9 protein-coding genes and 1 tRNA gene are annotated in these 13607 nt (G+C 68.1%); 4 read left to right on the plus strand and 6 right to left on the minus strand.

Going from position 1 to position 13607, the window contains the following annotated elements:
* Window positions 1-17 precede the first annotated feature (17 nt).
* From MKK65_RS28040 to MKK65_RS28055, 4 genes are all read right to left on the minus strand, one after another.
* On the minus strand, window positions 18-1022 hold the full coding sequence (locus tag MKK65_RS28040; RefSeq protein WP_243961431.1) for an SMP-30/gluconolactonase/LRE family protein: 1005 nt from the start codon (window positions 1020-1022) through the stop codon (window positions 18-20).
* A gap of 109 nt (window positions 1023-1131) precedes the next feature.
* Window positions 1132-2862, minus strand: a complete 1731-nt coding sequence (gene araD, locus MKK65_RS28045; RefSeq protein ID WP_243961432.1) for an L-arabinonate dehydratase — start codon at window positions 2860-2862, stop codon at window positions 1132-1134.
* Window positions 2862-4229 carry an MFS transporter gene (locus tag MKK65_RS28050; RefSeq protein ID WP_058192252.1) on the minus strand — a complete coding sequence of 456 codons (1368 nt, stop codon included), beginning with the start codon at window positions 4227-4229 and terminating at the stop codon, window positions 2862-2864. Before MKK65_RS28050 ends, araD begins: the two co-directional genes overlap by 1 nt.
* A gap of 60 nt (window positions 4230-4289) precedes the next feature.
* Entirely contained in the window at window positions 4290-5009 is a 720-nt protein-coding gene (locus MKK65_RS28055; protein ID WP_243961433.1) for a ribonuclease activity regulator RraA, read from the minus strand.
* A 218-nt stretch (window positions 5010-5227) separates the two neighbouring features.
* Here MKK65_RS28055 and MKK65_RS28060 point away from each other — a divergent pair, with 218 nt between their 5' ends.
* From MKK65_RS28060 to MKK65_RS28075, 4 genes are all read left to right on the plus strand, one after another.
* Complete coding sequence (locus MKK65_RS28060) at window positions 5228-5890, plus strand: GntR family transcriptional regulator (protein ID WP_243961434.1); 663 nt, start codon at window positions 5228-5230, stop codon at window positions 5888-5890.
* Between the two features lie 151 nt (window positions 5891-6041).
* Complete coding sequence (locus tag MKK65_RS28065; RefSeq protein WP_243961435.1) at window positions 6042-7712, plus strand: thiamine pyrophosphate-binding protein; 1671 nt, start codon at window positions 6042-6044, stop codon at window positions 7710-7712.
* A 61-nt stretch (window positions 7713-7773) separates the two neighbouring features.
* Window positions 7774-9351 carry an aldehyde dehydrogenase (NADP(+)) gene (locus tag MKK65_RS28070; RefSeq protein WP_243961436.1) on the plus strand — a complete coding sequence of 526 codons (1578 nt, stop codon included), beginning with the start codon at window positions 7774-7776 and terminating at the stop codon, window positions 9349-9351.
* 130 nt (window positions 9352-9481) lie between these two features.
* A tRNA-Gln gene (locus tag MKK65_RS28075) sits at window positions 9482-9556 on the plus strand.
* A gap of 241 nt (window positions 9557-9797) precedes the next feature.
* Here the strand turns inward: MKK65_RS28075 and MKK65_RS28080 are convergent.
* Window positions 9798-12206, minus strand: coding sequence for a family 16 glycosylhydrolase (locus MKK65_RS28080; RefSeq protein ID WP_243961437.1), 2409 nt, complete (start codon window positions 12204-12206; stop codon window positions 9798-9800).
* Window positions 12207-12801: 595 nt separating this feature from the next.
* Window positions 12802-13512: a Crp/Fnr family transcriptional regulator gene (locus tag MKK65_RS28085; RefSeq protein ID WP_243961438.1), complete on the minus strand. Its 711-nt coding sequence runs from the start codon at window positions 13510-13512 to the stop codon at window positions 12802-12804.
* Window positions 13513-13607 lie beyond the last annotated feature (95 nt).

Genomic DNA, 13607 nt, shown 5'->3' on the forward strand with positions numbered 1-13607 from the left:
GACTTAGATGAGCCGGATCAGCAGGTCCCGGCGCCGCGGGTGTTGACGTAGAGCGCGTAGACCGCGTGCGAAGCGGTCATCAGCAGCAGGTTGCGGTTGAGGCCGCCGAAGCACAGGTTGGCGCAGCGCTCGGGCAGGCGGATCCGGCCGATCGGCTTGGCCTGCGGCGACAGAACGAGCACGCCGTCCTCGGTCTCGCTCATGCCCCAGCCGCACCAGAGGTTGCCGTCGACATCGACCCGGAACCCGTCCGGCGTGCCGGTGCCGGCGTCAAAAAAGACCCGGCCGTTGGCGGTCTTGGTGCCGTTCTCGACCATGTCGTAGACGCGGATCAGGCGGTTCGGCTTGGCGCAGGCCTCGATGACGTAGAGCTTCGACTCGTCCGGGGAGAAGGCCAGCCCGTTCGGTCCCGCGAGGCCCGCCACCGCGAGGCTCGCCTGCCCAGTGGCCGGGTCGATCCGGTAGACGTTGCCCGGAAGCTCCGGAGACGCCATCGACTCATGGGGGTTGGGGCCGAAGGTCGGATCGGTGAACCAGATCGCGCCGTCGGAATGGCAGACCACGTCGTTGGGCGCGTTGAGCGGCTTGCCGTCGAACCGATCGAGCAGCGTGGTGATCGAGCCGTCATGCTCGGTCCGGGTGACGCTCCGGGTCTTGTGCTGGCAGGTGACGAGACGCCCCTGCCGGTCCCGGGTGTTGCCGTTGGCGTAGGAAGAGGGTTTGCGGAACACCGTGAGCGCACCGGACGCCTCATCCCAGCGCATGATCCGGTCGTTGACCACGTTACTGAACAGCAGCGCTCCCATGTCGCCGAACCAGACCGGCCCCTCGGCCCAACGGAGACCGGTGGCGACGCGCTCCACGGTGGCGGAGACCAAGCGGTACTTGGCGAAGGCCGGGTCGAGCACCTCGACCGCCGGATCGGGCACGCGCTGCGAGGGCTCCCATCCCGCTCCGGCCGCCCGGACCGCCCCGAGCAGGGCCGCGCCCGCGAGCAGCCCCCTGCGTGCGATCATCGCCATGTCTCCTCCCTGTCCGTTCGGTCGCCGAATGTCGCTACGACACGCGGATCGTTGTTTCGTCGCGCTGGCTTGCGCCGGGCTGAGACGGCTTTCGGGCAGGACGCGCAGATCAGTGGATCTCGGGTTCGGGGATGCCGCCCGCGCCCTCCAGGAAGTCGAAGTCGCAGCCCTCGTGCGCCTGCCTCACGTGCTGGGCGAACAGGCGGTTATAGCCGCGCGGATAGGCCCGGTCCGGCGGCACGAACGCCGCCACCCGCGCGGTGATCTCGGCCTCGTCTAGGTGCAGGTGGATGCGCCGCTCGGATACGTCGACGGTGATCAGGTCGCCGTTGCGCACGGCCGCCAGCGGGCCGCCGGCCGCCGATTCCGGCGAGACGTGCAGGATGCAGGCGCCGTAGCTGGTGCCGCTCATGCGCGCGTCCGAGATGCGCAGCATGTCGCGCACGCCCTGCCGGAGCAGCACCTTCGGGATCGGCAGCATGCCCCATTCGGGCATGCCGGGACCGCCGATCGGGCCGGCATTGCGCAGGACCATGACGTGGTCCGGGGTGACGTCGAGGTCGAGGTCGTTCACCGCCGCGCTCATGGCATCGTAATCGTCGAACACCAGGGCCGGACCGGTATGCTTGAGGAAGCGCGGGTCCGCGGCCGGCGGCTTGATCACGCAGCCATGCGGCGCGAGGTTGCCGTACAGGATCGCGGTGCCACCGCTCTCGACGATCGGCTTGTCCAGCGGGCGGATCACGTCGTCGTTGTAGACGCTCATGCCGGCGAGCCCGTCGCCGATCGTGCCGCCGGTGACCGAGCGGGCGTCGAGGTGGAGGAGGGGGGACAGCCGCACCATCAGCGCCCGGATGCCGCCGGCGATATGGAAATCCTCCATCAGCCACTGGCCCGAGGGCCGCAGGTTGGCGATCACCGGCACCGTCTGGGCGAAGTCGTCGAACTCGGACAGCTTGATCGGGATCCCGGCCCGGCCCGCCATCGCCACCAAGTGGATCATCGCGTTGGTGGAGCCGGCCAGCGCGTTGTGGACCACGAGGGCGTTCTCCACCGAGCGCCGGTCGAGGATGTCGGACGGCTTCAGGTCTTCCCAGATCATCTCGACGATGCGCCGACCGCAGGCGCTGGCCATCCGGGGATGGTCGGCATCGGCCGCCGGGATCGAGGCTGCGCCGGGCAGCGATAGGCCGAGCGCCTCGGCGATCGACGTCATGGTCGAGGCGGTGCCCATGGTCATGCAGGTGCCGAAGGTGCGGGCGATGCCCGCCTCCATGTCGTTCCACTGCTGCGTGGTGATGGTGCCGGCTTCCTTCTCGGCCCAGTATTTCCAGACGTCGGAGCCCGAGCCGAGGATCTTGCCGCCGGAATGCCCGCGCATCATCGGCCCGGCCGGCAGGAAGATCATCGGCAGGTTCATGGAGATGCCGCCCATCACCGTGCCGGGCGTGGTCTTGTCGCAACCGCCCATCAGCACCGCCCCGTCCACCGGGTGCTGGCGCAGCAATTCCTCCACCTCCATGGCGAGGAGGTTGCGGTAGAGCATCGTGGTCGGCTTGACGAAGTTTTCTGACAACGAGAGCGCCGGCAGCTCGATCGGGAAGCCGCCCGCCTGCCACACGCCGCGCTTCACTTGCTCGACCCGCTCGCGGAAGTGGAGGTGACAGGGGTTGATGTCGCTCCAGGTGTTGATGATGCCGACGATCGGCTTGCCGGTGAAGTCGGCGCCCTCGTAGCCCATCTGGAGCATGCGCGAGCGGTGGCCGAAGCTGCGCAGGTCGGTGGCGCCGAACCAGCGCTGGCTGCGCAGGTCGCCGAGGGTCTTCCTGTGTGCGGTCATCAGACGGTCTCCGGTCTCACGCGCTCGGTCGCGGCGGCCGGTCGGCCAGCCGTGCCGTTCCGGCTCCCCTTCGCGCCCGGCGGGACCGCCAGGACGGTGATCGTCGCGGAGGCGAGCGCACAGGCGGCGAGGAAATACAGGCCGGCCTCATAGGTGCCGGTGGCGTCCTTCAGCCAACCCAGGACGTAAGGCCCGACGAAGCCGCCGAGATTGCCGATGGCGTTGATCAGGGCGATGCCCCCGGCCGCGGCCGGCCCCGACAGGAACTCCCCTGGCATCGCCCAGAAGGCGGGCTTGGTGCCGTAGAGGCCGACCGCCGCCACCGACATCGCCGTGAGCGCCCAGAGGCTGCCCAGCATCGGTCCCGCGGCGACGAGGCCAAGCGTGGCGATCACGCCGGCGACCACGAAGTGCCAGCGCCGCTCGTTGCGCCGGTCCGACGACCAGCTCCAGGCGATCATGCCCACCGTGCCGATGACGTAGGGGACCGCCGTGGCGAGGCCGGTCTCCCAGTCACTGAGCTTGAGGCTTTTCAGGATCGGCGGCAGGAAGAAGGTGATGCCGTAGGTCGCCGTGCCGATGCAGAAATAGATCGCCGCGAGCGACAGAACCCGGCCATCGGTCAGCGCCTGCTTGAGGGTAAAATGCCCGTGCGTCCGGACCGTGCTCCGGCGCTCGGCTTCCAGGGTATCCTCCAGCCAGGCCCGCTCCTCGGACGTCAGCCAGTCCGCCTTGGCGGGCCGGTCGGTCATCAGCGCAAGCACGACGAAGGCCAGCAGGATCGAGGGCACCGCTTCCAGCAGGAACAGCCATTGCCAGCCATGCAGGCCCAGCACCCCGTCGAGCTGGAGCAGCGCCCCCGAGATCACCGCCGTGAGGGCGTTCGAGCCCGGCACCGCCAGGAACAGGGCCGCCACCACCCGGGCCCGGTAGCGCCGGGGGAACCAGTAGGTGAAGTACAGGATCATCCCCGGGAAGAACCCGGCCTCGGCCACTCCCAGCAGGAAGCGCATCGTCAGGAAGCTCACCGGACCGGTGATGAAAGCCATCGCGCCCGCGACGAGGCCCCAGGTGACCATGATCCGGGCGATCCAGAGCCGCGCCCCGTTGCGCTCCAGGAGGAGGTTGCTGGGAATCTCGAAGATGACGTAGCCGAGGAAGAAGATCCCCGCGCCCCAGCCGTAGACGGTCGCCGAGAATCCGAATTCCCGGTTCAGCCCGAACGAGGCGAAGCCGACATTGGTGCGATCCATGTAGGCGATGAAGTAGATCAACACGATGAGCGGCAGCAGCCGCCACGAAACCTTGGCGACCGTGCGCCGCTCGATCTCGGGCAATGCTGAGACCGTCGATATGCCCCCCGACATAGCGCTCCCCCACCCCTGAATGTTTTGCGCCGGCGATTCGCCGATCTGTATCGAGCGCCGTCAGCGCCCGTTTTGCTTCCGCCACGCGGCGAAGTCGGCGAGACTCTGCTCGTCGGTGGCTGGATAGAGGCCGAGGATCGAGCGGCCCTTGCGCACCTCCTCGGTGACGAAATCCTCGTAGGCGGTCATCTCGACGGCCTCGTCGGCGATCGCGTCGGCGAGATGGGCCGGGATCACGGCCACGCCGTCGCCGTCGCCGACGATCACGTCGCCGGGGAAGACCGGGGCGTCGCCGCAGCCGATCGGCACGTTGATGTCGATCGCCTGGTGGTGCGTGAGGTTGGTCGGCGCCGAGGGGCGCACGTGGTAGCTCGGCATGTCGAGCCGGGCGATCTCGTCGGCGTCGCGGAAGCCGCCATCGGTAACGAGCCCGGCGCAGCCCCGCACCATCAGGCGGGTCGCCAGGATCGAGCCGGCCGAGGCCGCCCGGGCATCCTTGCGGCTGTCGATCACGAACACGGCGCCGGGCGGGCACTCCTCCACCGCCTCGCGCTGCGGATGCGCCCGGTCGCGGAACACCGTGATCGGGTTCAGGTCCTCGCGGGCCGGGATGTAGCGCAGGGTGAACGCCTCGCCGACCATCGTGCCGCCGCCGGTCTTCAGCGGGCGGACATCCTGGATCATCTGATTGCGCAGGCCGCGCTTGAACAGGGCGGTCATCAGCGTCGCCGTGCTGACCGTCTTGAGCTTGTCGCGGGTTTCCTGGGACAGCCCGGGCATCCGCATCTCCTCCCCCCTGAAGGCGGTCGCCGTCGATTCCGGATCGTCGAGGATCCGGCCGGCGCGGATGCGCCCTGGGCGACACCTGATATCTCAGGGCTTGAGTAGGACGCTGCCTGCATCCATTGTCAACTGCAGCAGGCAAGAGCTTCAAGACAGGCGAGGGCGGGTTGGCCGAAGCGCGGATTCCGACGGTAGGCTCCAAGGCGAGCGGAGCCATGGCCGACGCGAGGCGGCCGCGATCCCTCGCCGAGACTGCCTACGACGCGATCGAGCAGATGATCATCAGCCGCCACCTTGCACCGGGCGCGATGGTGTCTGAGGGCGAACTCGGCGAGGAATTGGCGCTCGGGCGCACCCCGGTCCGCGAGGCGCTGGCCCGGCTCAAGACGATCGGCTTCGTCGAAGTCCATCCGCGCCGCGGCGTGCTCGTCACCCCGGTCGACATCATCAAGCATCTCGAATTGCTCGAAGTCCGGCGCCCGCTCGACGAGACGGTGGCCCACTGCGTGATCGCCCGCGCCTCGGATCAGGATCTAGCGACTCTGCAGGCGCAGACCGAAGGTTTGCTCGTGGCCGCTGCCGCGCGGGACCGCGAGGTCTATTTCCGCCACAAGCGCGCCCTGCACGAGGCGATGGTCGGGGCGGCCTACAACCCGACCCTGACCAGCACCATGGGCCCGCTCCACGCCCAGTCCCGGCGCTTCTGGTACACCTACGAACCCACCGCCAGCTTCCTCGACTGCGCCGGCATCCACGCGACGATCGTGGCCGGCATCGCCGCCCGCGAGTCCGATCAGGCCCTTGCCGGAATCGGCACGCTGTTCGACCTCCTCGACCAGATGACCCGTCGGGCCCTCGACCGCCGGCCCTTGGTCTGACAGGTTGACCCGGCCACCCGCGGCCCTATCCTGGGACTGAGATATCAGTCGCATCCCAGGACACGGCGGCGGTCAGGTTCAAGGCCGCGACAGGACGGTCGGCTGCCCCTGGAGACATCCTCCGGGCGGCGCATCGCCAGGGAGAAACGGCTTGAGCGGATTGCCCCCACGCACCGGCGCGCAGGTGCTCGTCGATCAATTGCTCGTCCAGGGCGTCGAGCGGGTCACCTGCGTGCCCGGCGAGAGCTACCTCGCGGTCCTCGATGCCCTGCGCGACAGCGGCATCGACGTGCTCGTCTGCCGGCAGGAGGGCGGCGCCGCGATCATGGCCGAGGCCGCCGGCAAGCTCACCGGCCGCCCAGGCATCTGTTTCGTCACCCGCGGCCCCGGGGCTACCAACGCCTCGGCCGGAGTTCATATCGCCCGCCAGGATTCGACGCCAATGATCCTGTTCGTCGGGCAGATCGCCCGGGCGATGCGCGACCGGGAAGCGTTCCAAGAGGTCGATTACCGGCAGATGTTCGGCGGCCTGGCCAAGTGGGCGGTGGAAATCGACGATGCGGCCCGCATCCCGGAGATCCTGGCCCGGGCCTTCAGGGTTGCGCTCCAGGGTCGGCCGGGGCCGGTGGTGATCGCCCTGCCAGAGGACATGCTCGACGACGTGGCGGCGGTCGCCGACGCCCCGCTTGTCGTTCCGGCCGAGCCTGCCCCGTCGCCGGCGGATGTGGAGCGGCTGCGCACGATGCTGGCCGCGGCTCGGCGCCCTGTAGTCCTGGTCGGGGGCGCGCGCTGGACAAAATCCGCCCGCGCCACCCTGGCCGCTTGGGCCGAGCGCCACGACGTGCCGGTGGCGGTCTCGTTCCGGCGCGCCAACCTGTTCTCCGCCGACCATCCTAATTTCGCCGGCGAGCTCGGGATCGGGCCGAACCCGGCGCTCCTGGCGCGGATCAAGGTGTCCGACCTGCTGCTCATGGTCGGCGGCCGCCTCTCCGAGATGCCGGCCCAATCCTACGGCCTGCTGGGCATCCCCGATCCCGGCCTGCCGCTGGTCCATGTCCATCCCGACCCGGCGGAGCTCGGCCGGGTCTATCAGCCGGCTCTTGCGATCCAGGCGACTCCGGAAGCGTTCTGCGCGGCGCTGCCCGCCTACGATGCGTCCCGGACCGGACGCGCCGCCGAGGCCCATGCCTCCTACCAGGCTTGGTCGGAGACCCCGGAGCCGAAGCCCGGCGCGTTCCAGTACGGTCAGGCGATCACCTGGCTGCGGGAACGGCTGCCGCCGGAGACGGTGATCTGCAACGGCGCCGGCAACTTCGCCACCTGGATCCACCGCTACTACCGGTTCCGGGCCTTCGGCACGCAGCTCGCCCCGACCTCGGGCTCGATGGGCTACGGACTGCCGGCGGCCGTGATGGCCAAGCGCAGCCTGCCGGAGCGGATCGTCGTGGCGCTCGCGGGCGACGGCGACGTGATGATGACCGTGCAGGAATTCGCCACGGCCGTGCAGTACGGCATCGCCATCGTGGTCGTGGTCCTGGACAACGGCATGTACGGCACGATCCGGATGCACCAGGAGCGCGAATATCCCGGGCGCGTCTCGGCGACCGAGCTGCGCAATCCCGACTTCGCAGCCCTGGCCCGCTCCTGCGGCGGCCACGGCGAGCGCGTCGAGCGCACCGCGGACTTCGCCCCCGCCTTCGAGCGCAGCCTCGCCGCCGGTATCCCGGCGATGATCCACTGCCTCGTCGATCCGGAGGCGCTCACCCCCACCATGACCCTCGCGGCGATCCGCGCGAAGGCCCTGGCGGCACGCGAGGGCTGAGAGGCCCCGTATCACCGACCCGGTGCGGAGCATCCGCACCCGTTTCGAACAGGAGTCGATTATGACCGTGCGTGGCGAAAACCTGATCGGCGCTCAGGCCCGGCGAGGCACGCAGGCCGCGTTCCAGGCCGTGGAGGCGGTCACCGGCAACACCCTGGAACCCGAGTTCCCGGGCGCGAGCCTCGACGATCTGGACCTAGCCTGCGCCCTGGCGGATTCCGCCTTCGACACGTACCGCGAGACCGCGCCGGAGGCCCGGGCGGCTTTCCTTGAGGCGATCGCGGCCAACATCCTCGACATCGGCGATGATCTCGTCACCCGCTGCATGCAGGAGACCGGGCTGCCCCGGCCGCGGATCGAGGGCGAGCGCGGCCGCACCGTCGGCCAGCTGCGCCTGTTCGCCGGCGTCGTGCGCGAGGGCAGCGCCTTCGAGATCCGCATCGACCCGGCCCTGCCGGACCGCAAGCCGCTGCCCCGGCCGGACCTGCGCCTGCGCAATGTCGCCCTCGGCCCGGTGGCGGTGTTCGGCGCCAGCAACTTCCCGCTCGCCTTCTCGGTGGCCGGCGGCGACACCGCCTCGGCGCTGGCCGCCGGCTGCCCGGTGATCGTCAAGGCGCATCCGGCCCATCCCGGCACCTCGGAGCTGGTCGGCCGGGCGATCCAGAAGGCGGTCGCCGCGAGCGGCCTGCCCGAGGGCGTGTTCTCGCTGCTGTTCGATGCCGGCCAGTCGATCGGGCAGGGGCTGGTGGCCGATCCCCGCATCGCCGCGGTGGGCTTCACCGGATCGCGCCGGGGCGGCACCGCCCTGATGGAGATCGCGGCCAAGCGTCCCCGCCCGATCCCGGTCTATGCCGAGATGAGCAGCATCAACCCGGTCCTGCTGTTCCCGGGCGCCCTGGCGGCCCGGGGCGAGGCGATCGGCCGGGCCTTCGCGGCCTCCCTCACGCTCGGCGCCGGACAGTTCTGCACCAATCCCGGCCTGATCCTGGCAATGCCCGGCCCCGGCCTCGACGCGTTCCTGGCCTCGGCCACGGCCGCCCTGCGCGAGAGCCCGGCCGCGACCATGCTGACCCCCGGGATCCACCGCGCCTATTGCGACAGCGTCGCGCGGCTCGCCGGCCACGCCGCCGTCACGCGCCTCGCCGAAGGGCCCGAAGGTTCCGCGAACCAGGGCCGGGCGGCCCTGTTCGCCACCGATGCGGACGCCTTCGTGTCGGAGCCGGAACTGCAGGAGGAGATGTTCGGCGCCGCGGCCCTGGTGGTGCGCTGCCCCGACCTCGCGGCGATGCGGAAGGTCGTGGAGCATCTCGAAGGCCAGCTCACCGCCTCCCTGCACATCGCCCCTGAGGACCATGCGGCCGTGCGGGACCTGCTGCCGCTGCTGGAGCGCCGGGTCGGGCGCATCCTGGTCGACGGCTTCGGCACCGGGGTCGAGGTGGCGCACGCCATGGTCCATGGCGGGCCGTATCCGGCGACCTCCGACGGACGAACGACCTCGGTGGGCAGCCTCGCGATCGACCGCTTCCTGCGGCCGGTGAGCTACCAGGACTTCCCCGACACCCTGCTCCCCGAGGCCCTTCAGGAGGCCAATCCCCACAACCTGCCACGCCGGATCGACGGCACCCTCGAACGCCGCTGACAAGCCCCGGCGCGCGGAACCCGGCGCAGGCCGTCCACATCCGCGCGCCGTCGGCTCAAACGGTGCCCTTCGAACCCCATCGACCGCTTGCCAGGCCTGGGCTGCGCGTCTAGACAGCCCCGGCACATGGTGGGGCGTCGCCAAGTGGTAAGGCAGCGGTTTTTGGTACCGCCATTCCCAGGTTCGAATCCTGGCGCCCCAGCCAAATTCCTGGCCAATTGCTAGACTTCCGAGATCTGAGCCAAGTAGATCCGTCGCTAGTCTGGCGCCTCATCAATCCTGCACAATCGGCCTTCGACGTCATTTTTGAGCTTCAGCGAAGCAGATCTACGGCGTTCGTGCTCTGTGTGAGTGTCTTGGCCTCGCGAAAGCGCGATGGCCATCCCAGGCTTGAAAGCCATCCGATCGAGCAGCTTTCCGCAGCCCCGATCGAACGCAGCTGATGCCTACCATAGATGCATTAAGATATTGGAAAACTTGGTGAACCAGCTGGTTGACGCGGTTTGCCTCACTTCGACATGGTTGAACTTCTCCATCACGGCAATCGCAGCTTTTCGCTGGCTCTCGGGGATGGAGAACGTCTGATACTTGGAGGCTTTGCTGAGCGTCGGGGCGCCGGCGGAGCCGTGCGTACTCGCAGTGGGCGCAGCTGTGGGGTGAGGCGCGTTCGGCGCGCTGATTGGACTGTTGGTGGCAGACGCTGCGATCGTTGAGCTGCCATTCGACGCTTGGAAGCTCTGGTTAGCGACGGGTGAACGGGTTGCACCCGCAGCGCTGGCGAGCGCCGCCTGGGGGCTGTTGGTCGAGCCCGTCGCCGGACCGGTCGAGACGGTGGCCGCCGTCTGCACCGGGACCGCGGGCGTGCCGGGTGGATGGGTGGCCACAGTCGACGTGCTCGCGACACTGCTTGCACGGGTTGTTATGCCGCTCGAGCCAGAAGGCGCCGAGCTCGTCGCAATGGGGGCTGCGTTAACGGGCGTCGGCGAGCCGGGGGCGCTACCGCCGGCGGATGTGGAATCGCCGCCGGTCGAGGCCGCCATACCTGCAGAGCTCGGGGTCGTACTCGCTGCGCCGCTCGTGCTCGCCCCCGCGGTCAACGTGTTGTCCGTGCTGACGGCGGACGTGGTCGAGGGGGTGGCGCTCGCAAAATTGGCGGATGAATGCGTCGCCGCGTTGGAAACGACCGTATTTGATGTGCTGGTCGCGCTTGCGGGAACGCTGGACGAAGTGGCCGAGCTCGAAGTCGTGATTGTCGTTCGCCCAGACGCCGCTGGCGGATTTACCGCCGAGGGCAGCGCCCCAGCCATGGCCGAAGGTGTGCTCCCCGTCGAACCGCTGTTCACCGGGCTGGTCGAACCCACCGACGTATTGGCTGGAGCAAGCGAGGCAGGAACGCTCGCGGGCGGAGGCGTGGTGGTGCCCGTGGAATTCGTGGATGACGCTGTGGCGGAGGGCGTCGAACCGGCTCCGTTCGAAGCAGCATTGACCGGAACCGGAGAAGCGGTGCCGCGCGCAGCCAGGCTGGTCGTACCGGCAGCGCCCGTTGTCGAAGCTGCAGCCGGAGATGTGGTGCCCGCATCCGCCAGTCGCGAACCTCCCGTTGTGCCGCCACTTGCCGCGTTCCGCGCGTCGGTAGCGCTGGGAGCGGTGCTGACTGAAGCCTTCGCGACGGTGGAGCTCGGCGTCGCGGTCGTCGTCCCCCCGGAGCCCGTTGTCGAAGCTTGTGTACCGACAGCCGAATTCGTTGTCCCCGGGACGGTGGCAGTTGCCGACCCGGTCGCGGGTTTAGCCGCCGTCGTGCCGGTCGTTGTCGCGGGGGCGGTCTGGCTGCCCGCGCTCTGCGTGGCACTGGCAGGTGTCGCAGTCACTCCAGCGCTCGCGCTGCTGGAAGGAGCGGCGCTTGTGGCAGCTGCAGTTGGCGTGGCCGAGCCAGCCGTGGTCGTCGGGTTGGTCGCGCTGACCGAACCTTTCACAGCACTTGCGGTGGTCGCGGCTGGGGTATTCGTCGACACCGCCGCGGCCGTAGCACCGTATAGTCCTGGATCCGCTCCCGCCGGGCTGGAGACAGTATCCAGCCTGACGGCGACGGCCGCAGGATCTTTCGAATAGGCGCGGACGTAATCGATCTTCGATGTGATCGACACGCCGGCGAGGTCGGCGTTGTTGCTGCCGCCGCCCTGCGTGGCCAGATTGACCAGCATGTACATCGGGCTGTGCAGGTCCGAGGGGGTGGCCTGCGAGCCGGTGAGCTGACCGTCGACGTAGAAGCGGAGCCGGTCGGCCTGCCAGTCCAAGCCGTAGGTGTGATAGCCGTTCTCGTTCGGCATCACGCTGGTGACCTGGCGGTTCTGCTGCCAGGGAATGTTCGGCGTCTGGTCCGTGGTGTGGATCGTGCTGTAGACGGTCTTTGGCCCATCGCCGTACCGCTCGACGACGTCGAGTTCCTGGTGCTGGCCGGCATTGTTTGGATCCGGCTTCTGCTGGTTTGGTAGCAACCAGAATGCATCCCAGGCGCCGACCTGCTCGGAGAAGTCGGCCCGGACCTCGAAATACCCGTAAGTCTGCGAGAAATTGCCCTGGGTGGTCAGCAGGCCGGATTCCCAGCTACCGGGAACGCCCGACGAGGTCCTGTCCGGTACCGCCGTGATCGAGAGTGCGCCATTCTGGACCTGGAACGGGTCGTAACCCGAGCCTTTGTCCACGAAGGACGAGTGGCCGAAGCCGACATCGGCGTTCGCGTCGCCGCGATCCTGAGCGCGGATATCTGCCCAGGTTGTGCCGGCCCCTGTCTGCGAAATGCTGCGCGTGTTGAATTCGTCGTCGAAGGTCAGCTTGTAGCCGGTCAGATCGACCATAAATATTCCCCCAGACTTGCAGCAAGGCGCGATTCTTCGATCGCAGCACAAGAACGCTTGCCTACGTAGATCAGGACCGTCGGTTGCCAGACGGGCCGATCAGCTTTGTTTTCCTATTTTAACCCTGTGGAAACATTACTTACGTGGTTGCGATGCTGTCAAGATTTGTATCTGAGCAGATTTTAGCATTCGATTTTTGATGTATGCAGATTAGGCACAATCGACGCCGTGTCGGGGATTGACAGTGGCAGGTATGCGTCAATTGCTAATATGCATATCATCCTACCACCGAGCCGGGCGGCGCCGTTGGGATGCCTGCCACGAGAGATGTCGGGAGAGGCGGTGCCCGATGGGCATTCGATATTGCGCGGGCGGAACCCTGGCCGGTCGCGGCTTACGCAACAGGACTGTCGCACTGTATGAACGCCGCGAGGATCCGCTTCATTAATGTGCGGCTTGAATTCGTACGGGACGGGGTAGGCTCGGCAGGTCGGGGAGAGCGCCTAAATTTTGGGCCCGGAGTTTCCGTAGGCCTGTCAGCTGATCAGGGCTGGCCGCGGACTCTCGATACGTCTCCGCAAGACGCGGGCTCCGTTCAGGCTTCCGCCAGGAGGCGTTCGTACTCAGCCTCGGCCGGGCCGTAGGTGTCGCCAGCTAGATCCTTAAGCTTGTCGCGATTGAGCACAGTGATGCGCCCCTCGCTCGCCCGGACCATGCCGGCACCCGTCAGGACATACAGGGCAGCGGTCACACCGGTTCGGCGCACGCCCAACATCATGGCCATGAACTCGTGGGTGAGAGGCATCGCCCCGTCGTTGAGCCGGTCATGGGTCATCAGGATCCAGCGGGCGAGACGCGCCTCGACGTTCAACTCGGCGTTGGCGTAGACGGTACACCCCATCTGGATCATCAGGCTCAAAACGTAGCGGCTCAAAACGTTTCGAAGGGCGGGACTCGCGTCGATCACCTCGCGCAAGGCACCTGCCGGAACGCGCAGCGCCTCGCCCCCGCCCTGCACGATCCCCAGGAAGGGACCGCGATCGGTCCCGAGGACCAGCGGTACGCCAGCCAGTCCCTCGCAGCCGATAAGGCCGATCTCGATCCGCCCCCCCTCGGTAGCCGCCACGAGCGAGACTAAGCCGGTCTCGACGAAATAGGCGTGTGACAGCGGTTCGTGAGCGTGAATCAGGGTTTCGTGCAGGTGGAGTGGCAGCCGTTCCAGAACCGGGGCCAGGCGGGCGAAATCCTCCGGGGCCAGGGCGCCGAGCAGCCGATTGCGACTATCGGATTGCCGAAGCTGAAACATGGCTCTGCTCCCAATCAGGGCAAGAGCACACGGTCTCCCAGTCGTCCGCGCCCAAAAATTCCGGCGGACAATCACACAATGATAGTACTATTTCA

The organism is Methylobacterium sp. J-001 (genome assembly GCF_022829565.1).
Lineage (GTDB): Bacteria > Pseudomonadota > Alphaproteobacteria > Rhizobiales > Beijerinckiaceae > Methylobacterium.

Excerpts from the sequence above, each read along its gene's own strand:
- araD (WP_243961432.1), bottom strand. The coding sequence starts at position 2,862 with ATGACCGCACACAGGAAGACCCTCGGCGACCTGCGCAGCCAGCGCTGG.
- MKK65_RS28055 (WP_243961433.1), bottom strand. The coding sequence starts at position 5,009 with ATGCCCGGGCTGTCCCAGGAAACCCGCGACAAGCTCAAGACGGTCAGC.
- MKK65_RS28040 (WP_243961431.1), bottom strand. The coding sequence starts at position 1,022 with ATGGCGATGATCGCACGCAGGGGGCTGCTCGCGGGCGCGGCCCTGCTC.
- MKK65_RS28070 (WP_243961436.1), top strand. The coding sequence starts at position 7,774 with ATGACCGTGCGTGGCGAAAACCTGATCGGCGCTCAGGCCCGGCGAGGC.
- MKK65_RS28080 (WP_243961437.1), bottom strand. The coding sequence starts at position 12,206 with ATGGTCGATCTGACCGGCTACAAGCTGACCTTCGACGACGAATTCAAC.
- MKK65_RS28085 (WP_243961438.1), bottom strand. The coding sequence starts at position 13,512 with ATGTTTCAGCTTCGGCAATCCGATAGTCGCAATCGGCTGCTCGGCGCC.
- MKK65_RS28050 (WP_058192252.1), bottom strand. The coding sequence starts at position 4,229 with ATGTCGGGGGGCATATCGACGGTCTCAGCATTGCCCGAGATCGAGCGG.
- MKK65_RS28060 (WP_243961434.1), top strand. The coding sequence starts at position 5,228 with ATGGCCGACGCGAGGCGGCCGCGATCCCTCGCCGAGACTGCCTACGAC.